Origin of the sequence: Bradyrhizobium sp. BR13661, assembly GCF_029892425.1 — a bacterium.
Taxonomy (GTDB): Bacteria; Pseudomonadota; Alphaproteobacteria; order Rhizobiales; family Xanthobacteraceae; genus Bradyrhizobium.
In genome coordinates this window covers 528,902-552,980 of the sequence record NZ_JARXWB010000001.1, presented here as the reverse complement: position 1 = coordinate 552,980, position 24,079 = coordinate 528,902, and the positions used below count along the sequence as shown (strand labels likewise).

General features: G+C 64.2%; 22 protein-coding genes. 6 read left to right on the top strand and 16 right to left on the bottom strand.

From position 1 onward, the window contains the following. Nucleotides 1-53: 53 nt before the first annotated feature. Nucleotides 54-482 carry a flagellar protein FliS gene (locus M2427_RS02570; RefSeq protein WP_280704539.1) on the bottom strand — a complete coding sequence of 143 codons (429 nt, stop codon included), beginning with the start codon at nt 480-482 and terminating at the stop codon, nt 54-56. After that, on the bottom strand, nt 482-2,116 hold the full coding sequence (gene fliD, locus M2427_RS02565; RefSeq protein ID WP_280704537.1) for a flagellar filament capping protein FliD: 1,635 nt from the start codon (nt 2,114-2,116) through the stop codon (nt 482-484). Before fliD ends, M2427_RS02570 begins: the two co-directional genes overlap by 1 nt. Between fliD and M2427_RS02560 the strand changes: the two genes are divergently transcribed. Beyond that, complete coding sequence (locus M2427_RS02560) at nt 2,109-2,261, top strand: hypothetical protein (RefSeq protein WP_280704536.1); 153 nt, start codon at nt 2,109-2,111, stop codon at nt 2,259-2,261. The two genes, fliD and M2427_RS02560, sit on opposite strands and share 8 nt — an antisense overlap. Here the strand turns inward: M2427_RS02560 and M2427_RS02555 are convergent. Together M2427_RS02555 and M2427_RS02550 are read right to left on the bottom strand one after the other, a co-directional pair. Next, entirely contained in the window at nt 2,258-3,082 is an 825-nt protein-coding gene (locus tag M2427_RS02555; protein WP_280704535.1) for a flagellin, read from the bottom strand. The two genes, M2427_RS02560 and M2427_RS02555, sit on opposite strands and share 4 nt — an antisense overlap. A gap of 141 nt (nt 3,083-3,223) precedes the next feature. Next, a complete protein-coding gene (locus M2427_RS02550) occupies nt 3,224-3,922 on the bottom strand; it encodes an RNA polymerase sigma factor (RefSeq protein ID WP_280704534.1) in 699 nt (232 codons plus the stop codon). Between the two features lie 513 nt (nt 3,923-4,435). Between M2427_RS02550 and M2427_RS02545 the strand changes: the two genes are divergently transcribed. The 3 genes from M2427_RS02545 to M2427_RS02535 all read left to right on the top strand — a co-directional run bounded on the left by M2427_RS02545 (nt 4,436) and on the right by M2427_RS02535 (nt 8,792). After that, entirely contained in the window at nt 4,436-6,850 is a 2,415-nt protein-coding gene (locus M2427_RS02545) for a hypothetical protein (RefSeq protein ID WP_280704533.1), read from the top strand. A gap of 69 nt (nt 6,851-6,919) precedes the next feature. Beyond that, nucleotides 6,920-8,242, top strand: coding sequence for a hypothetical protein (locus M2427_RS02540; RefSeq protein WP_280704531.1), 1,323 nt, complete (start codon nt 6,920-6,922; stop codon nt 8,240-8,242). Nucleotides 8,243-8,255: 13 nt separating this feature from the next. Then, nucleotides 8,256-8,792 (top strand): hypothetical protein, encoded by a 537-nt coding sequence (locus M2427_RS02535; protein ID WP_280704530.1) that lies wholly within the window; start codon nt 8,256-8,258, stop codon nt 8,790-8,792. A gap of 57 nt (nt 8,793-8,849) precedes the next feature. On the opposite strand, the gene M2427_RS02530 is transcribed toward M2427_RS02535, so the two are convergent. Then, complete coding sequence (locus tag M2427_RS02530; RefSeq protein ID WP_280704529.1) at nt 8,850-10,016, bottom strand: acyl-CoA dehydrogenase family protein; 1,167 nt, start codon at nt 10,014-10,016, stop codon at nt 8,850-8,852. 154 nt (nt 10,017-10,170) lie between these two features. On the opposite strand from M2427_RS02530, the gene M2427_RS02525 reads away from it, so the two are divergent. Next, nucleotides 10,171-11,022, top strand: coding sequence for a CoA ester lyase (locus M2427_RS02525; RefSeq protein ID WP_280704528.1), 852 nt, complete (start codon nt 10,171-10,173; stop codon nt 11,020-11,022). A 167-nt stretch (nt 11,023-11,189) separates the two neighbouring features. On the opposite strand, the gene M2427_RS02520 is transcribed toward M2427_RS02525, so the two are convergent. The 4 genes from M2427_RS02520 to M2427_RS02505 all read right to left on the bottom strand — a co-directional run bounded on the left by M2427_RS02520 (nt 11,190) and on the right by M2427_RS02505 (nt 14,659). Next, nucleotides 11,190-11,981, bottom strand: coding sequence for a fumarylacetoacetate hydrolase family protein (locus tag M2427_RS02520; protein WP_280704702.1), 792 nt, complete (start codon nt 11,979-11,981; stop codon nt 11,190-11,192). Nucleotides 11,982-12,070: 89 nt separating this feature from the next. Beyond that, on the bottom strand, nt 12,071-12,889 hold the full coding sequence (locus M2427_RS02515) for an alpha/beta hydrolase (protein WP_280704527.1): 819 nt from the start codon (nt 12,887-12,889) through the stop codon (nt 12,071-12,073). Beyond that, complete coding sequence (locus M2427_RS02510; protein WP_280704526.1) at nt 12,889-13,677, bottom strand: SDR family NAD(P)-dependent oxidoreductase; 789 nt, start codon at nt 13,675-13,677, stop codon at nt 12,889-12,891. The genes M2427_RS02515 and M2427_RS02510 overlap by 1 nt, the downstream gene beginning before the upstream one ends. A 10-nt stretch (nt 13,678-13,687) precedes the next feature. Continuing rightward, nucleotides 13,688-14,659, bottom strand: coding sequence for a tripartite tricarboxylate transporter substrate binding protein (locus M2427_RS02505; RefSeq protein WP_280704525.1), 972 nt, complete (start codon nt 14,657-14,659; stop codon nt 13,688-13,690). A gap of 315 nt (nt 14,660-14,974) precedes the next feature. Here M2427_RS02505 and M2427_RS02500 point away from each other — a divergent pair, with 315 nt between their 5' ends. After that, the gene (locus M2427_RS02500) at nt 14,975-15,874 is read left to right on the top strand and encodes a LysR substrate-binding domain-containing protein (RefSeq protein ID WP_280704524.1); all 900 of its coding nucleotides are present in this window, start codon (nt 14,975-14,977) and stop codon (nt 15,872-15,874) included. Between the two features lie 71 nt (nt 15,875-15,945). Here the strand turns inward: M2427_RS02500 and M2427_RS02495 are convergent, their stop codons facing one another. Genes M2427_RS02495 through M2427_RS02465 form a run of 7 tightly spaced genes read right to left on the bottom strand, consistent with a single transcriptional unit; the run spans nt 15,946 to nt 24,046 of the window. Next, nucleotides 15,946-17,418 carry an amidase gene (locus tag M2427_RS02495; RefSeq protein WP_280704523.1) on the bottom strand — a complete coding sequence of 491 codons (1,473 nt, stop codon included), beginning with the start codon at nt 17,416-17,418 and terminating at the stop codon, nt 15,946-15,948. 16 nt (nt 17,419-17,434) lie between these two features. Beyond that, on the bottom strand, nt 17,435-18,232 hold the full coding sequence (locus M2427_RS02490; RefSeq protein ID WP_280704521.1) for a xanthine dehydrogenase family protein subunit M: 798 nt from the start codon (nt 18,230-18,232) through the stop codon (nt 17,435-17,437). 11 nt (nt 18,233-18,243) lie between these two features. Continuing rightward, nucleotides 18,244-20,631 (bottom strand): xanthine dehydrogenase family protein molybdopterin-binding subunit, encoded by a 2,388-nt coding sequence (locus tag M2427_RS02485; RefSeq protein WP_280704519.1) that lies wholly within the window; start codon nt 20,629-20,631, stop codon nt 18,244-18,246. A gap of 2 nt (nt 20,632-20,633) precedes the next feature. After that, on the bottom strand, nt 20,634-21,125 hold the full coding sequence (locus tag M2427_RS02480; protein ID WP_280704518.1) for a 2Fe-2S iron-sulfur cluster-binding protein: 492 nt from the start codon (nt 21,123-21,125) through the stop codon (nt 20,634-20,636). Nucleotides 21,126-21,144: 19 nt separating this feature from the next. After that, a complete protein-coding gene (locus M2427_RS02475; RefSeq protein WP_280704516.1) occupies nt 21,145-22,251 on the bottom strand; it encodes an ABC transporter ATP-binding protein in 1,107 nt (368 codons plus the stop codon). A gap of 2 nt (nt 22,252-22,253) precedes the next feature. Then, a complete protein-coding gene (locus M2427_RS02470) occupies nt 22,254-23,159 on the bottom strand; it encodes an ABC transporter permease (RefSeq protein WP_280704515.1) in 906 nt (301 codons plus the stop codon). After that, nucleotides 23,156-24,046 (bottom strand): ABC transporter permease, encoded by an 891-nt coding sequence (locus tag M2427_RS02465; RefSeq protein WP_280704514.1) that lies wholly within the window; start codon nt 24,044-24,046, stop codon nt 23,156-23,158. Before M2427_RS02465 ends, M2427_RS02470 begins: the two co-directional genes overlap by 4 nt. Between the last annotated feature and the right edge of the window lie 33 nt (nt 24,047-24,079).

Here is a 24,079-nt window from a genome sequence, read left to right as displayed (position 1 = left end):
AACTGCCGGGCTGGCGACGCCGGGATGCTTTGGCGGCCCGAGCGCCGCCGCCTTTAGCCTGTGCGGGCCGAATCGGCCGGCGCAGGCTTGGCCCCGCGCACCGCCGCGTCGACGTGCTCCCAGGCCTCCCGAAGCTCGGTCACGGCCGCGATGATCCGCCGAAAACTCTCCCGCGCGTGCGGCCTGCCGAACGCCTTGTGACTCGCCACGATCAGGCTGTTGTAGGTCTGGAACAGCCGCTCGGCCACCCCCTCACCCTTGGTGAAGTCGAGATTGTGGCTGAGCCCGCGCAGGATCGCGGTCGCCTTCAGCAGGTATTCGTGTCCTTCCTCGAAGCGCCGTGCCTCCTGCGCGGCCAACGACTTCTGGAAGAAGGTAATCGCGCCGCCAAGCAGCATCGAGATTGCCTTGAGCGGCGGCACGCTGGTGGCCGCGCCCCGATAGGCCTGATTGGCCATGTACGCCATCGGATTATGCATCATCAACCACTCGAGCTGGAGTTAAGCAGGGCCTTGAGATAGGTGAGCGTGTTGTTCGCGCTCGAGATCGCGGCCTGGTATTTCGCGTATTGGGTCTGGAGCTGGCTCTGGTAGGCGGACGCCGCGCTGTCGATATCGTCGACCTTCTGCTGAAGCTCGGTGTCGCGATCGGTCAGATTCGTGATCAGTGTCTGCAGTGAGCCCGAGCTCGACGACGCGGTCTTGGACAGCTGGTAGAGCTGCGTCGCGATGCCTGATGTCGAGGTCACCGTGATCGACTGCGACGTCGATCCCGAATAGGTGAAGGCCATGCCGGCATAGGCCGTTCCCGCAGCGCCGATGATCGTCGTACCGCTCACCGTGAACAGCGATGAGTCCCCGCCGACCGAAGCCGAGGTGAGATTTCCGGACGAATCCACGGCCACGTCGAGCGTGAAAGATTGCGGCGAGGTTCCCGTGTTGACGACGCTGAGCTGGCTCGACGAGGTCTTGGTCTGCGCCGACAATAGCGTGGTGACGCCGCTCAGATTGGTGCTCAGGACGTTGGACAGCGTCGAGGTGTCGAGTGAGAGCTCGTTCTTCTCGTTGAAGGACAGGCCGAGGTCGGCCATGGTCAGGCCGCCCACCGTGCTGTTGAGCGCGTTTTGCAGCGAGCCCATGATGTCGCGCATGGTGCCGTCGCCGAACAGCACGGCGCTGGAATCCGCGGTGCCATCCGAGGCTGTCGCCTGCTGCGCGATCACTGCGTCGCGGAACGTGTTGTAGTTGGTGACGAGCGTCTGGACCGCAGTCGAGATCTGGCTAGTGTCGGGCTCGATGCTGATGTTCAGCGTCGCTCCGCTGGTCGTTGCCTGAAGCAGATTGAACGTCACGCCCGTCAGCACGTCGGTGATGTCGTTGGTATCTCGCGTCATCGAGATGCCGTCGAGGCTGAATTTTGCCGCCTGCGACGTCTGCAGCACGTCGGAAAACGCGCCCGTGCTGTCGGTGATACCGAGCTTGTTCAGGATGTCGTCGCCGGACGTGCTCGAATACGAGATGTCGGCGGCATCCTCGGTGCCCGTCAGCACCATCTCGTACGACCCGCTCGACACCTGGACGATCGAAGCTTGGACATTGGTGGTCGACGTCTGGGCGTTGACGGCATCGACGACGTCCTGGAGCGACATCGTACTGGTGACGCTGATGCTTGCGGTGCTGCCGCTTCCGAGACCGAGCGAGAACGTGCCGGTGTAGCCGAGCGCGCTGGTCTCGCTCGACTGCGCAGTGCCGGCCACCTTCTGCGCGGTCGCGACCTGGCTGATGGTCAAGGTATGGCTGCCGGTGGCCGCGCCGTTGCTGACCGACATCGAGAGCGCGGAGGACGCGCTGACGTCGCCGGTCGAGCTGATGGTGGCCGAGCGCGTGGCGAAGACGTTGGTCGCGAGCGAATTGACGATTGATGTCGCAAGCGAGGACAGGCCGCTGGAGAGCGTCGAAAGGTCAGTCTGGAGCGTCTGGTAGGCCGAGATCTTGGCTTGGTTGCTGGTGATCGAGGTCGAGATCGTGGTCGCCGCCGTGAGCTTCGCGTTCACCGCGGCCGTGATCAGCGCACTCCAATCGACGCTGGTCGATGTCGTGGTCCCGGTCGTGGTCACCGAGGAGGCGCTCGACGTACTCGAGCTTGTGCTGGCGGTGCTGCTGGTGCTCGAACTGACTGACGTCACTGTGCTGCTCGATCCATCCCAGGGGGAACCGGGCCAGCATCAAGCCGGCCCGGCCATCATTGGCCTAGCCGCTTAGCCGAGCAGCTTGAGCAGATACTGCGGCATCTGGTTCGCCGCGGATTCGGCCGAGACCGCGGCCTGGGTCTTCACCTCGGCTGACGACAGCGTGGCCTGTTCGGACGCGATATCGACGTCCTTGATCGCCGAGTTGGCCGATTGCAGGTTCTGGGTCTGGGTCGAGATCGAGTCGGACGAGAAATTGAAGCGCGATTCCTGTGCACCGATGCTGGCGCGGGCGGCCGAGACCGTATTGATCGCGGTATCGAGCGCAGATAGCGCCGAGGTCGCGTCCGACAGCGAACTCACGTCGAGCGAAGAGACGCCGAGCGACGACGCCGTCAGGTTCGATAGCGTGATGGTGATGGTGTCCGAGCCGGACGAGCCGACCAGGACCGAAACGCCGGACGAGAACACGCTGGAGCCATCGAGCAGGCTCTGGCTCGAATAGCGCGTGCCGGTCGCGATCGAATTGATTTCGCTCGTGAGCTGCGAGAATTCCGAGTTGATGTAGGCGCGGCTGGAGTCGGTCGTGGTGCCCGAGGCGGACTCCGACGCAAGCGACTTCATGCGCGCCAGGATGTCGGAGATGTTGGAGGCGCCGCCGTCGGCGGTCTGGAGGATCGCGGTCGCCTGCGAAGAGTTGGTCGCGGCTTGCTGGAGCGTGGTGACGTCCGAGGAGATGCGGGTCGAGATCGCAAGGCCGGCGGCATCGTCGGAAGCGGAGGTGATGCGCGAGCCACTCGACAGTTTGGAGAGGGCGCTGCTCTCCTGCGCGGAATTGATGTTGAGGTAGCGGACCGCGGCGTTCGCGGCGGTGTTGGTGGAAATTGCAGGCATCGAAGACTCCTGTGCTGATGGGCAAGGCGTGCCGCATCGTTGAAGACGATTGACGACGCAGACCGCAGCCCCGTCCGTTCGCTCAAACGGTGGATCGCAAGGAGATCAGGCGCGAAATTTTCCGCAGAGCCGATTTTATGGTTAGCAATCGGTAAACGCGTTGCGGATGTCGCGTTCGTGCTTGCGCAGCAATTGACGCAACTGCTGGCGTCCGCGCTTGAGCAGGGACTCGACCGCCGCCACCGTCGTGTCCATCACCTGGGCGATCTCGCCGTTGCTCATGTTCTCGTGGTACGAGAAGATCACGGCAATGCGCTGCTGCTCGGGCAGGCGCAGCATCGCGAGCTCCAGCATGCCATTCAGCTCGTTGCGCTCGATGATCTCGACCGCGCCCGGCTGGCTGTCGGCGACTTCAGGCACCGTGTCGACATTCTCGTTGCGCGGCTTGCGGCGCAGGTCGATGCAGCGGTTGGAGATGACGCGGTAGAGCCAGGTCGAGAATTTTGCGCGGCCGTGCTGCCAGCGTCCGCGATGGCTCCAGATCTTGAGCATGGTGTCCTGCACCACGTCTTCGGCGTCGGCCGCGTTGCCGACGATGCGCAGCGCGATCGCGTAGGCGCGATCGATGTGGCGCTCGACCAGCATGCGGAACGCGGCCTCGTCACCGGTCGCCAGTTTGTCGAGGAGTTCGCTGTCTTCGTCGAAGACGATTTCAGCGGTATCAGGCGGGCTATCAGGCGCCAGCGGCGCCGACGGCATAACAGGCACGATCTCTTCAGCCGGCAGCGTCGTCGTGATCTCGGCCGCGGCGGGAGCCCAGACTTCAGCAGCGTAACTCATCCCGCAATCTCCAACCCGCAATGCCGGCGGCGCACATGCCACACGGCTTCCAGGCGTTGAACGCAGGGCCAAGACAATCCAGGCGGATAATTTTTCTTATTTTTCAAGACGTTAGCCGGTATCTTTTGCCGAGTGTCGGGCAATAATTGCCGAGCGCGCGAGCTCTTCGCGCATCCCACCTGCAATCATCACATCGTCTCGCGCCATGGCGGATCAATCATCCTGAACAGATGTCGTTGAGAGAAAACGCTGACATTACGCGGCACTAGGTGATCAAACGCGACGCGCACGCTGCGCATCAAGATGCTGATGTTTCCGAGTGTGAATGAACGCGAGACGACTTCTGCACTCGGCAATTTTTTCCGAATCACCTTTTTCGAACCTAGCGATTTTTTTGAATCTGTCAGTCGTGACGAATGCGTTTTTGAATCGCGCGTGAATTTTTTTCGCGCATGTGGCGCCTGACAACGCGAATGCGCACGTTAATTGATCCGATTGATGGGGAATCCCGGGATGGCGATCGCTACACCAGGCGCAGAGCGTCGTGCGAAGATTGTTTCTGCTTGGTCATTCGATGTTTTCGATACATTTCTTCTGCGCGCCTGCACGACGCCAGATGGCGTATTTGAAAGGACTTACGAGCTTTCCGGCATTTCGCAGATTTGTCCGAATGTTTCCGGTAGTTTCGTTCAGCATCGTATCCAGGCCGAAGCGCGCGCGCGGAGGACCGCGAAGGAGAAGCGCGGCGCGAGCGAAGTTCGCATCGATGACATCTATTCCTTTTTTCCGTTCAGGCTGTTCGGCCTTGCGCACCATCATCTGGACGATCTCGTCGAATCAGAGTTCGCAGCCGAACTCGAACTCTGCCGCGCCAATCCGGACATGCTCCGGCAATATTGGGACATGAAGCGCGCCGGCCACCGCGTCGGATTCATCTCCGACACCTACTGGGATTCCGACCGGCTGGCGCGACTGCTGCGCGCGTGCCGTCCCGGGCTGACCTGGGACTTCCTCTACGCGTCCTGCGACCATGGCAGCGGCAAGAGCGAGGCGCTGTTCGCAAAGTATCTGTCCGAGCAGGGCGTCGATGCCGGCGCCTCCTTTCACGTCGGCGACAACGACAAGGCCGACATCAAGGGCGCGAAGCGCCACGGCATCCGCCCGCGTTATTATCCGCAGGCGACCGCGCAATTGGCGTCTAGATTCCAGCGCGAGACCGCGCTGTTCGAGCTGTTATGCGGCGGCGCGCCGTCAAAGCTCGATCACGGCGCGCGGACCTTGCGGCGCATGATCGCCGCCCGCAGCGCCGAGAAATCGCCGGCCTTTCATCTCGGCATGACCGTGCTCGGGCCGGTGATGACCGCGTTCGACGCGTTCATCGCCCGGCGCTGCGAGGCGGTTGCCGGCCCGGGCCGGAAGGTCGCCCTCGCCTTTCTCGGCCGCGACGGCTTCTTATCCCACCAAATCTGGCAGGAGTTGCACGGCACGACATCGGCCTATCTGGAGATCAACCGGCGCGTCAGCCTGATCGCCTCGGCCGATACCATGCAGCCGTTAGTCGATCTCCTCAGCAAGATCTTGAAGATCGATGCGCCGGCCTTCCGGGACGTGATCAAGATCCTGCCGCCGAATGTCGCCGCGTTCTTTGCCGCTTATCCTGACGGAATTGCGCCCGGCGAAGATCTCGCCGAAGCTTTGCCAGAGCTGATGGACGCCAGCGAAATCGTCGAGCTAGCGACCGCCCTGCGTGCCCGACTGCTTGCCTATCTGCGCCACACAATCCCCGATTTCGACGAGTGCACCGACCTCGTGCTCGCCGATCTCGGCTATTCCGGCAGCGTACAGAAGGCGCTACGCCGCGTCTTCGATCTCGGGGGCCTCGAGATCCGCCTCCACGGCGCCTATCTGATCTCGCTCGACGACGCCTTCGACGATATCGCCGATGAGGACAGCGCGGCAGGCTTCATCTCGGACCTCGTGGTGACGCCCCATATCAAGCGTATGCTGATCCGCAATGTCGCGCTGCTGGAGCAGATTTGTTGCTCGGCGGACGGCTCCGTCCGGGACTATGACGGCGAGCGGGTGCTGCGCGAGATCAATCCGCGCCCGGCGAGCCAGATCGCGTTGGCCGCGGAGATCCAGGCGGGAGCAGTGGCGTTTGCGGAGAGCGCCGAGGATGTCGCGCTCGACTTCTGTCTCAGCCCTTATGACGCCCCTGATGTCGCCGCGCGCTGGTGCACGGCGACGCTGGCGCGGTTCCTGCTGCTGCCTGACGAGGACGAGCTGGCGCTGCTCGGCGGACTGAAGCACGACGTCAATTTCGGCACCCATTCGCTTGCGCCGATGATCGACAGCGATTTCATCCGCCGACAAATCACCGCCCGCGGTTTCTCCGCTGCCTGCACATCCGGCGCACCGCCGATGTGGCTCGCAGGCTGCTTCGCCCGGCTGTCACCGTCGAACGCCTACCTCTATGCGTTGTTCGGAGCCAACCGCCTGCCCGCCGATGTCTTCGAGGAAAGTCCCTGCGGCCAGGTCCGGATCGGGCTATTCCGCGCCAACGGCGAAGCGGCGCTGGAGACCTCAACTCTCTACCGCACCGGCCTCGGCGAGCTGCGCCTGCGGATTCCCCTTTCGCGCGCCATGGGCATCGCCATGATCGCGCTGCCCCTGCCGAAACTCGCCGCCGAGGGCATCCTGCATGGCGTGACCATCCAGTCCGCCGACGACATCAGCGACGCTGCCGAGAGCCAGGACGTGATCGGCATCGCCGCCGAAAGCCTCATCTCAGCCGGCATCCAGCGAAATCACGCGCACTATCGCGCCGAGAACGAGGACGCCTGCCTGCTGATCCCCGTCGCCCCGATGACGCAGGACATCGCGATCTACTCGGTCGCCATCACCCCGCTCGGGTCCACGCCCAAATAGTGCGCCTGATCGCGCCTCCTCCGCCGTTCAAGTCCAAGGGCTTGGTCGGCGACGCGAGGGGGCACGGAATTGACTGACGGGACGCATGAAGACCTTGATGACCTCCTGCAATCCGGTGGCCTCAGGCTCGGCCGCGCCCAGCGCGATCGCCTGGGCTGGCTCACGAGCCAATTTGGCGCCCCGACGCTGGACGACAGCGCCGGGATCCGGCGTGCCGGCGTCATCATCCTCAAGGAAGCGCCGAGCGGCGCCGCGGCTGAGCTGTTTTACCGCTCGCTCACTCCCGGCAGCGCCATCGTCATTCCCAGAAGCGAAAATCCCGGCTTCGATTTCCTCAAGTCCAAGCTGACCGAGTTCGGCACCGTCGGCCCCTGCGGCGCCGACGGCCCGCATGAGATGTGGTGGGGCGGGATCGGCTGGTCGAAATTCCTCGCCGCCGCCGCAGACACATCCACCGTCCGCCCGAGGATCGTTTCATGCTACCCGCGCGGCGGCGACGCGACTGCCGCCTTCGCGCTCCGGCATTCGCTCGAACGCTTCGATCTGGCCTGTCACATCGAGCCGATCGACACCCAATTCAGCGACCGCCTGCTCTGCTTCGAGAAGGCTGAGTTCTTGCTGCGGATGTGGGATAAATATCGCGAGCCGCTGCTGTTCGTCGAGGCCGGCGCCGTGCTGCGCGAGGCGCCGCTGCTGCCGTCCTTCCTCGGCTGCGACATCGCGCTTCACAAATGGAATCGCTGGGAGATGTCGGCGCGGACGTTCTATCTTGGCCGCACCCGCGCCGCGGAGATGTTGCTGCGCACCTGGCAGCACCTCGCCGCATCGTATCCCGCGATCTGGGAGGGCTATCTGCTCGACCAGGCCTGGAGCCTGACCTCGTCGCAGGTGCCGCTCGATACGGTGTGGCTGCCGCGCTCCTATCACGCGCTCGCGGGCGATCTCGGTGCGATGCGCGCCACTGTGCTGCACAACCAGCAGACGACGACGCTGGAACTCGGACCCGATCCCGCCTTTGCAAGCCTGGTGCGGTCGGCCCGCCGCGCCGGCCGCACCGGCGCACGCGATGCCTTCATGGTGATGACGTCGAAAGCCGAGGCGAGCAACGGCATCGCCGTGATCCTGCGCGACATCTCGAAAAGTGACGCCGGCGCGGTGGCCGCCACCGTGGAGGCCGTGACCGGCGCCTATGCCGCCGATTGCGGCGGTTATGGTCGCCTCGAACTGTCGCTGTGCGCCTGGCAGGACGACGTCGGCGCGGCACGCGAGGCGGCGGCGCTGGCGCGCCACCGCATCCTTGAGGTCGCGCCGGGACAGCGCATCGCCAACGACCTCTTTGCCAACTGCGCGGCCGACGACGCCATCATGCCCGCCCGCCATCTCTTCCCCTGAGGGACCTCACGCGATGCTCAAGACCATCATCCTGCTCACCGACACCGTGCAACAGCAGCAGCCGCTGGCCAACCTGCTTCGCGAGCACAATAGCGAGCTCGCCTTCTGCTCCGCGCTGGGCGCCCAGGATCTTAGCGCCATCGATCCGAAGACGCTGAGCGAAGCTCGGCTGGTCTCCTTCGCCGCCGACATCGCCGTGCCTGAAAAGCTCCTGCTCCAGCTAGGCTACGGCGCCTACAAATTCTACGCCGCGGCGACGCAATATCCCGGCTTGCCGCCGGAGCCAGACGAAAGCGATGAGGCTCCGAACTGCTACTCCGTGATCGCACAGTCGATGATGATCTGGCCGGATTTCAAGAAAGTCGTGGGTCTGGAAACTGTGACCATTCCGGACGGAACCGCACCCGCCGAGCGTGAGCGGCTGGTGTTCACCCGCCTTGCCCATTTGTTCTGGCGGATGTCCGACATGATTGCCGGCGGCGCCGAGGAGCTTCCGGGGATCATCGGATCCAACGATAGCCAAAGGCCAGCGTTTTCGATGTTGAATTGAGCTAACGGCCGACGCCGCGGAGCCCTTCCCTGGGATCCCGCCGGCAAGTCCGCTCTTCTAATACGACTTGGCGAGGCCGAGCACCTTTTCCGCAATGAAGCTCAACGCAAGCTGTGGGCTGACCGGCGCGATGCGCGGGATCAGCACTTCGCGCAGGTAACGCTCGACGTGGAATTCCTTGGCGTAGCCAAAACCGCCATAAGTCATCACCGCCTGCTCGCAGGCATGATATCCCGCTTCGCCTGCGAAATACTTCGCGGCATTCGCACCGGCGCCGCAGGGCAGGCCCTTGTCGTATTGCCAGGCTGCCTGCATCACCATCAGCCAGGCGGCCTCCAGCTCCACCCAGTTCACGGCGAGCGGATGCTGGATGCCCTGATTCTTGCCGATCGGACGATTGAAGACGACGCGCGTCTTGGCGTATTCGGTCGCCCGCGACAGCGCGAGCTTGCCGAGGCCGACGGCTTCCGCCGCGATCAGGATGCGCTCGGGGTTCATGCCTTCGAGGATGTACTGAAATCCTTTGCCTTCTTCGCCGATGCGATCCTCCATCGGGATTTCAAAATCCTCGAAGAACAGCTCGTTGGAATCGACGATCTTGCGGCCCATCTTCTCGATCTCGTGGACCTTGATCTTGTTGCGGTCGAAGTTGGTGTAGAACAGGCTCAACCCGTGGGTCGGCGAGCGCACCTCCTCCAGCGGCGTGGTGCGCGCCAGCAGCAGGATCTTGTGCGCGACCTGCGCGGTCGAGATCCACACCTTCTGGCCGTTGACGATGTAGCGGTCGTTCTTGGCAACGGCGCGGGTCTTGAGCTGCGTGGTGTTGAGGCCGGTGTTGGGCTCGGTGACGGCGAAGCACGCCTTCTCACGGCCCTCGACCATCGGCGGCAACATGCGCTTGCGCTGCTCCTCGGTGCCGAACACGACGACGGGATTGAGACCGAACACGTTGATATGCACCGCGGAGGCGCCGGACATGCCGGCTCCGGATTCCGCAATCGTGCGCATCATGATGGCCGCTTCGGTGATGCCCAGGCCGGAGCCGCCATATTCCTCCGGCACGCAGATGCCGAGCCAGCCGGCATCTGCCAGCGCCTTGTGGAAATCATGCGGGAAGCCGCCGTCGTGGTCCTTCTTCAGCCAATAAGCATCGGGGAAGCCTTCGCAGATTTTGGCGATGGCGTCGCGAATGGCTTCCTGCTGATCGGTGAGCGCGAAATCCATCGGTGTTTGATCTCCTTGATCGCCCCTGTTCGCGCTTTCCAGCCGTTAGGGTGGAGTACATAGACGTGAATCTCCCTGTCAAGTAGATGTACCATGCATGCGGCCATGCTCGGCGGAAATGCCGCCTCACGGCAATAAAGGAAAGGGACGCTCGATGCGTTCGATGCTGTTCGTGCCGGGCGATTCCCCGCGCAAATTCGAGAAGGCGAGCGAAGGTAAGGCCGATGCGCTGATCATCGATCTCGAGGATTCCGTCGTCACCGACAAGAAGCCGGAGGCACGCGGGCTGACGCTCAACATGCTCAAGAGCCGCCCCGGTCCTCACCAGCTCTATGTCCGCGTCAACGCGCTCGACACCGGCATGACGCTGGCCGATCTTGCCGCGGTGATGTCGGGCAGGCCCGACGGCATCGTTCTACCGAAGTCGCAAGGTGGCGACGACGTGCGCCAGGTCGCGACCTGGCTTGAGGCGCTGGAAGCGGCCGCCGGCATCACGGTCGGCGCGACGCGGATCGTCTGCGTCGCGACCGAGACTGCCGGTTCGATCTTCGGCCTTGGCAGCTACAAGGGTTGCTCCCCTCGCCTCGCCGGCCTGATGTGGGGCGCAGAAGATCTTTCGGCCTCGCTCGGCGCCACCGAGAAGGCGAGCGGCGGCGTATTCCATAGCCCTTATCGTCTCGCCCGCGATCTTTGCCTGATGGCGGCGGCGGCGGCGGAGGTCGCACCGATCGACACTGTTTATACCGACATCGACAATCTCGCCGGCCTCGAGCAGGAAACGCGCGCGGCACGGCGCGATGGATTTTCGGCGAAGGCGCTGATCCATCCCAAGCATGTCGAAATCGTCAACGCGGCGTTCGATCCGACCGACGCCGAGCGTGCATGGGCGGAGAAGGTGATCGCGGCGTTCGCAAACAACCCGAACTCCGGCACGCTGCGGCTTGATGGCCAGATGATCGACAAGCCACATCTTCGCGCTGCGAAGAAGATCCTCGGCCAGAGCTAGAACCGGACTCAAAGCCCCACCATGATCGTTCGCCAAGCCGCAAACGTCCTGGAGATCATGGAATTCTTCGCGCAAACGAGGAAGCCGGATTGGGCCGAAGATCGCCGAGGTCGCGACGCTGATTGCAAGGACGGTCGATCGGCTGCGGCCGAAGACAGCGGCGTAAGCTACACGATCTTGATCGACATATCCGGCAGGCCCTCGAGCTTGCACAGGAGCACGTCGCCCTTCACGACAGGGCCGACATTCTCCGGCGTGCCGGAATAAATGATGTCGCCAGCCTTGAGCTCGAACGCTTCCGACAGCTTTGCGATCTGCTCGGCGACGCTCCAGATCATCTTGCTGAGATCCGAACTCTGCTTCACCGTGCCGTTGATCGCCAGCGAAATGGCGCCCTTCTCGAAGTGACCGGTCTTGCTCGCCGGATGGATGGGGCCGAGCACCGCGCCGTGGTCAAAGCTCTTGCCGATCTCCCAGGGTTTCTTTTCCGCGGCCATGCCATTCTGGAGATCGCGACGGGTCATGTCGAGTCCGAGCGCGTAGCCATAGACGTGGTCGAGCGCCTTCTCAGGCGCAATGTTGGTGCCGCCGGATTTCAGCGCAGCTACCAGCTCGACCTCGTGATGGTAGTTCTTGGTCAGCGACGGATAGGGATGATCCGCGACCTCACCGACCGCGACGTTCTGGATCGCATCCGTCGGCTTCTGGAAGAAGAACGGCGGCTCACGGTTCGGATCCGAACCGCGTTCGATCGCGTGGGCGGCGTAATTGCGACCGATGCAGTAGATGCGGCGAACCTGGAACACGCTCGTTTCGCCGACGATCGGGATCGTCACCATCGGCACGGGGAAGATCGGCTTGGGTTCGGCCAGCGCTGCGGCCGGCGCAGTGTCAGCCAAGCCCGTGGCGGTCATCGCGGCTGCGGCAGTGAGCACGCTCCGTCGGGTGGTTTTTGTTATGGCGTCACTCCCTGATTTTCGCCGTTTCTTGTCTTGACATCCGTCATAGAGCCAAACGATGGGAGGCCCAATGGCCCGCCCTGTACGTCTTAAGTCGCGACGCGATCGAAGAACACACGAACCTTCTGCGCGCAAACATCCGGGTCGGTCGCAGCGACGTGATAGGAATCACCGGGCAGAACTTCCAGCTTCGAGCCCGGGATCGTCTCCTGCCACGCCCTGACGGAATCGACGCTGCCGAGCCCCGAGCCGGTCGTCGTGATCACGAGCGCCGGCCGCTTGATCGAGGGCAGTTCGCCGGTGACGTCGACCGTCGGCACCATCTGAAGGAACGCTTCCAGCGTCGACGCCTTGGTCTTCGACATCAGGCCGATCCACCAGTCGAGCGCCGCCGGCGGCAGCGACGAACCGAGCCGGCCGGCGGTGGTCTCGCGGACCCAGGCCTCCACGCCCTGCTCGCGAATTTGCTTGCGCCAGGTCGGCGCCCGCTCATTGAACGAGGTCAGCGAGGCCGGCGCGCCGACCGCGGCCACCGCGATCACGCGATCGGGATGCTTCGCGGTGAGATGCATCGCCAGTGTGCCACCGATCTTGCCGCCGACCAGGAACACGCGGTCAAGCTTGAGCGCGTCCAGCATCCGGATGATGTCGTCGCCGAGGCCTGCGAAGCGATAGACATAGTCGCCTTGCATCGGCGTCGAATCGCCGTAGCCGCGCAAATCGGGGCGCACCACGAGATGATGCGTGGCGAAGTACGGCGCCCAGCGCCGGAATGCCTCGCCGCTCTCCGCGAGCCCATGCAGCATCACGACCGGCGGCCTGGTGTCCCACGGCAGCAGATAATCGTCGATGCGAACCGCAAGCTGGCAATCGTCGCTGACACCGATCTTCCGCAGTTCGCTAGCCATCAGATACACCTCGTTCCACCGCCATCGACATTGATGCAGGTACCCGTAATGAAGGATGCACGATCTGAACAGAGGAATGCGACGAGGCCGGACACCTCGTGCGGCTGGCCGACGCGACCGAGCGGCACGGAGGCGATCGCAGCGGCATTCGTGGCGCCCTGATCCTGGCCGGAGATCGCCGCGCCCTGGGAGATAAGGCTGTCCCAGCGATCGGTCTGCACCGGCCCCGGATTGACGCCGGTAACCAGCACATTGTCAGGCGCGCATTCCTCGGCCAGCGCCAGTGTGAAGTTGAGAAGGGCCGCATTGACCGCGCCGCCCGCCATGTAGGCCGCGCGCGGCTGATGCCCGCTGCGGCCGATGATGTTGATGACGCGGCCCCAGCGGCGGTCGCGCATTTCCGGCAGGACGTTGCGCGCGCAGCGCATGTAGCCGAGCAGCTTCAGCTCGATCGACTTGGCCCAGATCGCGTCCGGCGTCTCCGCGATCCGGCCCATCGGCGATGCCCCGGCATTGTTGACGAGGATGTCGACGCGGCCGAAGGCTTCGCGCGCGGCGTCCATCGCGCGGGCAATGTCGTCGGGCTTGGTCATGTCGCCGGCGCAAGCGATCACGCGCCGACCGGTGTCGCGCGACATTTCCCGTGCTGACGCTGCAAGCCGGTCAGCGTCGCGCGCGACGATGACCACATGCGCCTGCTCGCGCGCGAGCTCGGCGGCGATTGCCCGCCCGATGCCGATGCTGCCGCCGGTGACGACGGCAACCTTGCCGCCCAGATTCAGATCCATGACGCGCCCCTCAATCCACGGTGGCGCCGGAGGCCTTGACCAGCTTGCTCCACTTCGCGGTTTCGTCCGTCATGAATTGCCCGAACGCGTCGCCGAACACCGCGCCGGGCTCGGCCCCAAGCTCGGCAAGCCGCTTCTTGACGTCGGGCATCTTCAGAATGGCTTCGATCTCGCCGCTCAGCTTGGCAAGCGCGGGCGCAGGTGTCTTTGCCGGCGCCACCAGTCCGAACCAGGACGAGGCCTCGAAACCGGGCACGGTTTCGGCGACAGTCGGCACGTCAGGCATGGCCTCGGCGCGCTTGGCGCCCGCGACCGCGATCGCATTGATGGCCTTGCCCTGCACCTGCGGTAGCACTGCGGGCATGTTGTCGAACATGAAGGGAATCTGGTCCGCGAGCAGATCGTTCATCGCCGGCGCCGCGCCGCGATAGGGCACGTGGACGATATCGATGCCGGCCATGCTCCTGAGTAGCTCGCCCGCAAGGTGATTGGTCGATCCGATGCCCGACGAACCAAAATTGAGCGAGCCTGGCTTGGCCTTGGCGAGCGCGATCAGCTCGGCGACGTTCTTGGCCTGCACCGAGGGATTGATGACCAGCACGATGGGCACCGAGGCGATCAACGCGACCGGCGCAAAAGCCTTGGCCGGGTCGAATGGCAGCTTCTTGTAAAGGGAGCCGTTGATCGTCAGCGGTGGCGGCGCGGTCAGCAGCAAGGTGTAGCCGTCGGGCTCCGCGCTCGCGACCACCTCGGCGCCGATGTTGCCGCCGGCGCCGCCACGATTCTCCACCAGGAAGTTCTGGCCGCTCCGCTCGGTCAGCTTCTGCGCGACGATGCGGGCGATGATGTCATTGGATCCGCCTGCCGGGAACGGCACGATGATCTTGACCGGCCGGGAGGGATAGTCCTGGGCACAAGCGAGGCCCGAGAACAGAGCGGCCGCGCAGGCGGCCAGAACGATGCGTCGCATAACCCCGCGCATGGGCACTTCCTTGATGGTTGTCTTGTTGTTGATTGGTTCATCACACAATGAGCAATGGTCTCAACTTGCCGATGTCGTCAAGCCATTCGAGATTGCCGATCTGCTCGATCGGCCTCTCGGCCTTGCAAGGCCCTGCACCATTGCGGCCAGGTCGCGCGCCTTCGTGGGCATGCTTCGTTCGCAGTTAGCATCGCGGGAACGCCGGCCGCCGAAATCTCTAAAAATTTGCCGAAGCAGTGGCTATTGTTGCGGCAAATCCCGACCGCCGCGCCCTAGCATGGAACTTGCATAAATTCTGGGCGACATGGACGCCGCATGAACCTCATCAGTCTCGACATCCGCATGCTCCGGTCGCTGATCTCGGTGGTCGAGACCGGCAGCATCACCGAGACCGCGCGACGGCTGGGCCGCACCCAGCCGGCCATCACGCTCCAGCTACAGCGGCTGGAGGAGCTGACCGGCAAGCAGCTGTTCGAGCATGGCGGCCGCAGGCTGATCCTGACCGAGGACGGCACCACGGTCCTTACCTATGCCAAATCCATCCTGAGGTTGCATGACGAGTTGATCTCGCAACTGGCGTCGCAGGAGATCGAGGGTCAGGTCGTGCTCGGCACGCCGGATCTCTATGCGGCGTTCATGCTTCCGCAGATCCTCAGCGTGTTCAGGAAATCATTTCCGCGCGTGCAGGTCGAGCTCAACTGTGCGCTGTCGACGCCGCTGGTCGGCCTGGTCAAGCGCGGCGATGTCGACATCGCGCTGGTCACCCGCATGAATGATTTCACCGGCGGCCAGGTGGTGCGGCGTGAGCAGCTGGTCTGGATGACCGGGGAGCAATCCGCCGCGCACCAGGAACGACCCATTCCGCTCGCGCTCTTGCCGCCGGGCAACATCTATCGCGACTATGCGATCGATACGCTGGAGCGCGCCAATCTGCGCTGGCGTATCGCCTGCGTCAGTGAAAGCGTCGGTGGCCTGCAAGCGGCGGCCTTCGCCGGCATGGCCGTCACCGTGCTCGGCCGCAGCGCGCTGGTGCCGGCGATGCGCGAGATCGGACCGAACGAAGGCCTGCCGCCGTTGCCGAAGATCGAGCTGCTGCTCTACAAATCGAGTGGCGCGACCTCGAAGGCGGCGACCGCGCTGCACGACTATCTCGCGCATTATCTGCGCCTCGACGAAGAACTCAGCGGGCGCGGCGCGCCGATCGAGCTGGGCTAGGCCCGCAAACGTCGAAAACAACCCCATGCACAGTAGAAAGCCCCTTGTTTGCAAAGGGGTTTTTGCTGCCCTTACCCTACCCCGCGCAACGCCACCTGCGGCCAGAACTTGGCCCAGGGCTGCGCCTGCTCGAACGCTGCGGCAATGCGGAAGATGGTGGGCTCGTCGAGCCAGGGCGCGATGATCTGAAGCCCGATCGGCATGCCATCGCGATCAAAGCCGCAGGGCAGCGTCGCCGCGGGAAGACCTGCAAGATTGATCGGCCAGGTGAACGGCGACCAGCCGAGATGCGGATCGACCTCGCGGCCGTCGATCTTGCCGACACCGATCTGGCCGGCCTCGAATGCAGTCACCGCGACCGTCGGCGTCACCAGCACGTCGACCCGCTCGAACAGCTTGACGAAGGCGCTGCGCGCCTGGCCGCGACGGTAACTCGCTTCGATATAATCCGTGCCGCTGTAATGGCGGCCGGCGCTGACGACATTGCGATAGTCCGCTTCGGAGCCGGCGAGATCGGCTGACGTCTTGGTCGCGACCGCGGCGGCCTGTTCGGTGAACGCGATCGGCTTCAGCGTATGCTCGAGGATGCCGGGGTCGAGACCCGGCCCATCCATCGTGACCTGCGCGCCGCAGGAATCGAGAATGGCGAGCGCCTTGCCAAAGGCCGCGCACACGTCAGGGCTGACGGCGGCATAGCCGAGATCGGCGCTGGCGCCGATGCGAATGCCATCCAGGCGCCCTGGATTCGTATCGAAGCGGCGCGCGGACACGGGTAGGCTTGCAGCGTCGCGCAGATCGTAAGCAGCGATGATCTCCAGCGTCAGCGCGGCGTCAGCGACGGTGCGCGTGATCGGCCCGGTATGGGCGAGCGAGGCCCAGGACGGCGGCGAGAAACCAGGCGAGCGCGGCACCAGGCCGAAGGTCGGCTTCAGCCCGAACACGCCGCAGAAGGAGGACGGCACACGGATCGAGCCGACGCCGTCGGTGCCGATCGCGATCGGGCCACAGCCGGCCGCCACGCCCGCCGCGGCGCCGCCGCTCGACCCGCCGCTGGTGCGACCGGGATTCCAGGGGTTACGCGTGATGCCGGTGACAGGGCTGTCGGCCGTCAGCTTGTAGCCTGACTCGCAGGTCGTGGTCTTGCAGGTGACGATCGCGCCAGCTGCTTTCAGAGCCGACACCACGGCGGCATCGACGTCCGGCACGAACGCCTCGTTCATCGGCGAACCCGCATAGGCCGGCACGCCCGCAACGAAGACGAGATCCTTGATGGTAACAGGCACGCCGGCGAGCGGACCCTCGGCTTCGCCCGCGCGCATCTCCCTGGTGAGACGGTCGGCCTCCGCCCTCGCCTGCTCGTACATCGGTGTCACCACCGCGTTGCAGGTCTCGTTCGTTGCCTCAAGTGCAGCAATGGTGTCGTCGACGACATCGCGTGGCGTGAACGCCCTGCGCCGGTAGCCGGCCATGATCTCGGTTGCAGAAAGCGCGCCAAGGCCAGTCGGCGCCGGCGGGAAGGCCGCTCGGCCGGAACCATCAGTCATCATCAACCCTAAGGAGCTAGCTGAGCGCCGCGTCAACGGCGCGCTTGGCCATCACCGTGACGAGATGCGCACGGTAATCGGCTTCGGCGTGGATATCGGAGGTGAGGCCGTCATTGTCGATCTTGATCGCCGCGATCGCGGACGGATCAAAACTTCCCGACAGCGCCGCCTCCATCGGCGGCACGCGGAATACGCCGGGGCCTGCGCCGGTGACTGCGACGCGGACACCATCGGCGAATTTCGCGACGAACACGCCGACCAGCGCATAACGCGACGCCGGCGCCTTGAACTTTGCGTAGCCAGCCTTGAGCGGCACGGGAAAGCGGATCGCCGTGATGATCTCGCCTGCTTCAAGCGCGGTCTCGAACAGGCCGAGGAAGAACTTGTCAGCCGGGATCTCGCGCATGCTGGTGACGATGGTGGCGCCGAGACCGAGCACACCGGCGGGGTAGTCCGCCGCGGGATCGTTGTTGGCGACCGAGCCGCCGATGGTGCCGCGGCTACGCACGGCGGGATCGCCGATCATCGCGGCCAGCGCCGCAAGCCCGGGAATCTTCGTCTGCACCAGTTTCGAGGCCGCCACCACCGCATGCGGCGTCATCGCACCGATGGTGATGGTGGCGCCATCGTCTGTGATGCCCTTGAGGGAGCCGAGCTTTGACAAATCGACCAGCGCAACCGGGCTCGCCAGCCGCTGCTTCAGCGTCGGGATCAGCGTCATGCCGCCGGCGACGAGCTTGCTGTCCTCGATTGAAGTCAAAAGCTTGGCCGCCTCGGGAATCTGGTCGGGCTGGTGATAGGCAAATGGTTTCATCGGTGTCCTCCCTATTCCGCGGCGACCGGCAGCGACGCGTTCTGCAGAAGGCGCCAGATCCGGTTCGGCGTTGCCGGCATGTCGACATGGGTGACGCCGAGATGCGCAAGCGCATCCACCACGGCGTTGATGACGGCGGCCGGCGAGCCGATGGTGCCGACCTCGCCGCACCCCTTCACACCCATCGGAGTGTGCGTGCAGAGCGTGGAGTGGGTCGCGACCTTCATCATCGGCAGATGGTCGGCGCGCGGCATGCAATAATCCATCAGCGAGCCCGACAGCAGCTGACCGGAGCCCTCATCGTAGACGGCATTCTCGAACAGCGCCTGGCCGACGCCTTGCACGATGCCGCCATGCAGCTGCCCCTCGACGATCATCGGATTGATGACTGTGCCGACGTCGTCGACCGCGGTGTAGTTGACCAGTGTCACGGTGCCTGTCTCCGGATCAACCTCGACCTCGGCGATGTGGCAGCCGCCGGGATAGGTGAAATTGACCGGATCATAATAGGCCTGCTCTTCCAGGCCCGGCTCGAGCACCTCGAGCGGATAATTGTGCGGGACGTAAGCGGCGCCCGCGATCTCCTCGAAAGTCTTCATGCGGTCCGTGCCGGCGACCGAGAATTTGCCGCTCTCGAACTGGATATCGACTTCGGCCGCTTCGAGCAGATGCGACGCGATCTTCTTGCCCTTGGCGATCACCTTGTCGGTCGCCTTGGACAGCGCGGCGCCGCCGACCACCAGCGAGCGGGAGCCATAGGTGCCCATGCCGAACTGAACGCGGTCGGTGTCGCCGAACACGATGTCGACATTGTCGAAGGCGACCCCGAGCTTGTCCGAAACGATCTGCGCGAAGGTCGTCTCGTGTCCCTGGCCGTGATTGTGGGTGCCGATCATGACCGTCACCTGGCCGGTCGGATGCACACGCACGGTGGCGCTTTCATAGAGACCGCCGCGCGCCCCGAGGCGCCCAGCGAAGCGCGACGGCGCAAGGCCGCAAGCCTCGACATAGGTGGAATAGCCGAGCCCGCGGAACTTGCCCTTGCTGGCCGAGGCCGCTTTTCGTACGCCGAAATTCTTGACGTCGGCGGCGACCAGCGCGCCATCGAGGCAGCCCATGGGATCGCCGGAATCATACTGGACCAGCACCGGCGTCTGATAGGGATACGCCTCTTTCGGGATCATGTTGCGGCGGCGGATCTCGACGCGATCGATGCCCATTTCGCTGGCTGCGACATCGACGATGCGCTCCAGCACGAACGTCGCCTCGGGACGGCCGGCGCCGCGATAGGCGTCAACAGGCACAGTGTTGGTGAAAACCACCTTCACGTTGCAGTAGATCGCCGGCGTGGTGTAGACGCCGCCAAGCAGCGGGCCATAGAGATTGGTCGGAATGTTCGGCCCGAAGGTCGAGAGATAGCCGCCCATATTGGCGAGCGTGTTGACGCGGAAGGCGAGAAACTTTCCGTTTTCGTCCAACGCCAACTCGGCCTCGGTGACGTGATCGCGACCGTGGCGATCGGAGACGTAGCCTTCCGAACGGCTCGCGACCCACTTGATCGGCCGCTTCACCCGCTTGGCGGCCCAGGTGATTACGGCTTCCTCGCCGTAGTGGAATTGCTTGACGCCGAAGCCGCCGCCGACGTCGGGCGCGACCACGCGCAGCTTGTGCTGCGGGATATTCAGCACCAGCGCGCCCATCAGGAACCGCACCACGTGCGGGAACTGGCTGGTGGTCCACAGCGTGAAGCGGTCGGTGCCCGGCTCGTATTCCGCGATCGCCGCGCGCGGCTCCATGGGATTGCCGATCAGGCGGTTGTTGACGAGGCTGAGCTTTGCGACATGCGCCGCCTTGCGGAACGCGGATTCCACGGCGGCCTTGTCACCGAGCTCCCAATCGCAGCAGATGTTGTTCGGCACGTCGTCGAACAATTGCGGCGCACCGGGCCTGACGGCCTCGAGCACGCCGACTACGGAAGGCAGCACTTCATAATCGACGTTCAAGAGTTCGGCTGCGGCATTCGCCTGCTCCGGCGTCTCGGCGATGATGAAGGCCACCATGTCGCCGACAAAGCGCACCTTGCCCTGCGCCAGCATCGGAAACGGTGGCTCCTTCATCGGCACGCCCTTGGCATCCGAGATGCCCCAGCCGCAGGGCAACCCGCCAAGGCCGTCGGCCTTGACGTCGTCACCGGTCAAGACCGCGATGACACCGGGCGAGGCTAGCGCCGCGCTCTTGTCGATGCCACGCAGCACCGCGTGGCCATGCGGCGAGCGTACGAACACGCCTGCGCTCATGCCGGGACGCTTGATGTCGGAGACGTAATTGCCGCGGCCGGTGAGGAAGCGCTGGTCTTCTTTCCGCTTCGGTGCAGCGCCGATGCCGATCACATTGCCCATGGTCACTCTCCCTTGGCGGCGTTCATGGCGGCAGCGCCGGCCATCACGGAAACCACGATGTTCTGGTAGCCGGTGCAGCGGCAGATGTTGCCTTCGAGACCGTGACGGACGTCGGCCTCGGTCAAATCAGGCTTCTCGGTGGCGAGCGCGATCGCAGTCATCAGCATGCCGGGCGTGCAGAACCCGCATTGCAGCCCGTGATGCTCGCGAAAAGCTTCCTGCATCGGATGCATCTGGTTGGAGCCCGGCGCACCCTGCAGACCTTCAATGGTCAGCAGCGTCGCGCCGTCGAGCGCCGGCGCCAGCAGTGTGCAGCTCTTCACCGGCAGGCCATTGAGATGCACAACGCACGCACCACACTGGCTGGTGTCGCAGCCAATGTGGGTGCCGGTGAGGTGAAGCTGTTCGCGCAGCAGCTCGGCGACCAGTGTTGCCGGTTCGACGTCCACGGTGGTGGGCCGGTCGTTGAGTGTGAAGGATATCTGCAAGGTCATACTCCTGCGCGACGGGGCTTTAGGCGAGAGGCAACGCGCTGCCGGTGGCCCATGTGGCCATGACGACATCGCCGACGGTGAAGGGATCTGCGAAGAAGGTCTTTTCCGGCACGTAGGCGACGAACTCGTCGTCGGGCACGGTGTCGAGCATGACCTTGACGAAATAGCCCTGATACTCGATCGCGAGCACGCGGCTTGGAAGCGAGGTGGTATGGCCTGATGGCAAGTCCCTGCCCGGCCTGACGAGCGCAACGTCATCGCGGCGGACCGCGATATCGACCCTGTCGCCGACACTGACCGTGGGTCGCGCCTGGAGCGGCACCTCGATGCCTGACGGAGCCGCTTGTGCGAGCGTGAAGCTCGCGCCGTTGACCTTCTCGACGCGGCCGGACAGCACGTTCTGGCCACCCATGAACTCGGCGACGTAGCGGTCGTGCGGATGGGCGTAAACGTCGCGCGCCGCGCCTGCCTGCTTGATCTTGCCTTGCTCCATCACCACCACGAGATCCGCGAGCGCGATCGCCTCGAGCTGCGTGTGGGTGACGTGGATGAAGGTGATGCCGAGCTCCTGCTGCATCCGCCGGAGCTCCTGGCGCATCTGGACGCGAAGCTGCTCATCGAGCGCGGAGAGCGGCTCGTCGAGCAGCAGCACGCGCGGCTCGGTGATCGCGGCGCGCGCCAGTGCGACGCGTTGCTGCTGGCCGCCGGAGAGCTGCGCCGGCAGACGATCGGCGAATTGCGTCAGGCGCACCTTTTCGATCATGGCGTCGGCCGCACGCAGGCGATCGGTCTTGGACATGCCGCGCACGCGCAGCGCAAAAGCGATGTTCTCGCGGACGGTCAGATGCGGAAACAGCGCGTAGGACTGGAACATCATCGCGGTGCGGCGCTGCACCGGCGCAAGGCCGACGACGTTCTGGCCGCCGATCACGATCTCGCCCGCGGTTGGATCCTCGTGGCCCGCGATCATGCGCAGGATCGTGGTCTTGCCGCAGCCGGAGGGACCGATGAAGCAGCAATAGGCGCCGTCCGCGATTTTGAGATTGACGCCGTCGACCACGTTGGTCACGCCGTCAAAGCTCTTGCAGACACCCGCCAGTTCGATATCGCCGCGATCGTTCTTCATTCCTAACCCTTTACCCGGCTGCCGCGCTTCTTCTGGATCAGCACGATGGTGCCGAGGCTTGCGCCGATGACGATGAAGGAGACCACGGTGGTCACCGTGCCCAGCGCGTAGAGCGAGGGCGAGGTGACGTTCAGCGTCATGCTCCAGATTTCGAGCGGCAGCGTGTTGAGCGAACCCGCGGTCTGGAGGCTGCGCGCGAATTCGTCGTAGGACAGCGTGAAGCCGAACAGCGCGACGGCGACGAGGCCGGGCGCGAGCACCGGGATCATCACCAGCCAGATCGACTGCCAGCGGCTGGCGCCGAGGTCATAGGCCGCCTCCTCCCAGACATGGTTGAAGCGCGACATCACCGCGAACATCACGAGCACGCCGAACGGCAGCGTCCACGACAGCTGCGCGCCGAGCGCGGACGTGTACCAGCTCGCGTTCAGTCCGAGCGCCTGGAACAACAGACCGGTGCCAAGGCCGAGCACGAGGCCCGGCGCCACCAGGCTGCCGATCATCATGTAGAAAACGACGGTGTCGCCGCGAAAGCGTTTGCGGAAGCCGAGGCCGGCAAGGAACGAGACCACCACGGTGATCACGGTGACGATAACCGCGAGCTTGATCGAGCGGTCGAACGAGCCCTTGACATCGCCGGTGCGTACCTGCGTGAAGAGATCCACGAACCAATGCAGCGAATGGCCCTTCATCGGGAAGACGAGGCCGCCGCGGATATCCTGGAACGACAGGACGTAGATGCAGAACATCGGGCCATAGAGCGCGATCACGTAAGCGGCGAACAGCGTCGCCAACACGTAGAACGTCCAGGGACGGCCGCCCCTGCTCGGCGCGATGGCCTTGGTCGTCGCGGGCGCGACGCTCTTGGACGTATCGGTTTTGGGCATGTCGGCGAGAACCGCGCTCATCGCGTGATCTCCTGCCTGATGTCGACGGTGCGCAGGATCAGCGAGACGATTGCGACCAGGACCAGTGTCAGCAGCACGGCGCTCGCGGCCGCGGTCGGATATTGCAGCACGCCGACATCCTCGTAGAAGGCGCTGACTACGGAGGCCGAGCCGCCGCCGGACATCACCTTCACCACGAAGAAGTCGCCCATCACGATCGAGACCACGAAGATGGTGCCGAGCGCGATGCCGCTCTTGGACATCGGCACCACGATCAGGCGCATGATGTCGAAACGGCTGGCGCCGGCGTCGATCGCAGCCTCGATCAGCTTCTTGTCGATCCGGGCCATGGAATTGAAGATCGGCACGATCATGAAGATCGTGAGCTGGTGGACATAGGCGATGACCACCGCGAGGTCGGAGAACAGCAGCACTTCCAGCGGCTGATGGATGATGCCGGTGGCAAGCAGCGCCTGATTGATCAAGCCTTCTTTCCCGAGCAGAGGAATCCAAGAAATCATCCGGATGATGTTCGAGGTCCAGAACGGCACGGTGCAGAGCAGGAACAGGCCGATCGCCAGCAACTGGTTGCGGACGTGGAAGACGAGGAAATAGGCAACGAAGAAACCGATGATCAGCGTGAATATCCACGTCAATACGGTGAACTTGATGGTCGCCAGATACAATTTCAGCGTCAGCGCCGAGTGCAGCACCTCGACATAGCTCGCGAGCGTGAAGCCCGGCGTCAGTCCGCCAAAGCCGTCGGTGGCAAAGAAGCTCGCGGCCAGCACGACCAGGATCGGCGCGACGAAGAACGGCACGAGCACCAGGACCAGCGGCGACACATAGAGCCAGCCGGCGAGATTTGCGCGTGGCGGAGATTGAGTTGAACTCGAACTTGGCTGCATATCAGCAAAGGCCTCGAAGTCGGTCTTATCAGC

Excerpts from the sequence above, each read along its gene's own strand:
- M2427_RS02570 (WP_280704539.1), bottom strand. The coding sequence starts at position 482 with ATGATGCATAATCCGATGGCGTACATGGCCAATCAGGCCTATCGGGGC.
- M2427_RS02555 (WP_280704535.1), bottom strand. The coding sequence starts at position 3,082 with ATGCCTGCAATTTCCACCAACACCGCCGCGAACGCCGCGGTCCGCTAC.
- M2427_RS02550 (WP_280704534.1), bottom strand. The coding sequence starts at position 3,922 with ATGAGTTACGCTGCTGAAGTCTGGGCTCCCGCCGCGGCCGAGATCACG.
- M2427_RS02545 (WP_280704533.1), top strand. The coding sequence starts at position 4,436 with ATGGCGATCGCTACACCAGGCGCAGAGCGTCGTGCGAAGATTGTTTCT.
- M2427_RS02535 (WP_280704530.1), top strand. The coding sequence starts at position 8,256 with ATGCTCAAGACCATCATCCTGCTCACCGACACCGTGCAACAGCAGCAG.
- M2427_RS02530 (WP_280704529.1), bottom strand. The coding sequence starts at position 10,016 with ATGGATTTCGCGCTCACCGATCAGCAGGAAGCCATTCGCGACGCCATC.
- M2427_RS02525 (WP_280704528.1), top strand. The coding sequence starts at position 10,171 with ATGCGTTCGATGCTGTTCGTGCCGGGCGATTCCCCGCGCAAATTCGAG.
- M2427_RS02515 (WP_280704527.1), bottom strand. The coding sequence starts at position 12,889 with ATGGCTAGCGAACTGCGGAAGATCGGTGTCAGCGACGATTGCCAGCTT.
- M2427_RS02510 (WP_280704526.1), bottom strand. The coding sequence starts at position 13,677 with ATGGATCTGAATCTGGGCGGCAAGGTTGCCGTCGTCACCGGCGGCAGC.
- M2427_RS02505 (WP_280704525.1), bottom strand. The coding sequence starts at position 14,659 with ATGCGCGGGGTTATGCGACGCATCGTTCTGGCCGCCTGCGCGGCCGCT.
- M2427_RS02500 (WP_280704524.1), top strand. The coding sequence starts at position 14,975 with ATGAACCTCATCAGTCTCGACATCCGCATGCTCCGGTCGCTGATCTCG.
- M2427_RS02495 (WP_280704523.1), bottom strand. The coding sequence starts at position 17,418 with ATGACTGATGGTTCCGGCCGAGCGGCCTTCCCGCCGGCGCCGACTGGC.
- M2427_RS02490 (WP_280704521.1), bottom strand. The coding sequence starts at position 18,232 with ATGAAACCATTTGCCTATCACCAGCCCGACCAGATTCCCGAGGCGGCC.
- M2427_RS02485 (WP_280704519.1), bottom strand. The coding sequence starts at position 20,631 with ATGGGCAATGTGATCGGCATCGGCGCTGCACCGAAGCGGAAAGAAGAC.
- M2427_RS02480 (WP_280704518.1), bottom strand. The coding sequence starts at position 21,125 with ATGACCTTGCAGATATCCTTCACACTCAACGACCGGCCCACCACCGTG.
- M2427_RS02475 (WP_280704516.1), bottom strand. The coding sequence starts at position 22,251 with ATGAAGAACGATCGCGGCGATATCGAACTGGCGGGTGTCTGCAAGAGC.
- M2427_RS02470 (WP_280704515.1), bottom strand. The coding sequence starts at position 23,159 with ATGAGCGCGGTTCTCGCCGACATGCCCAAAACCGATACGTCCAAGAGC.
- M2427_RS02465 (WP_280704514.1), bottom strand. The coding sequence starts at position 24,046 with ATGCAGCCAAGTTCGAGTTCAACTCAATCTCCGCCACGCGCAAATCTC.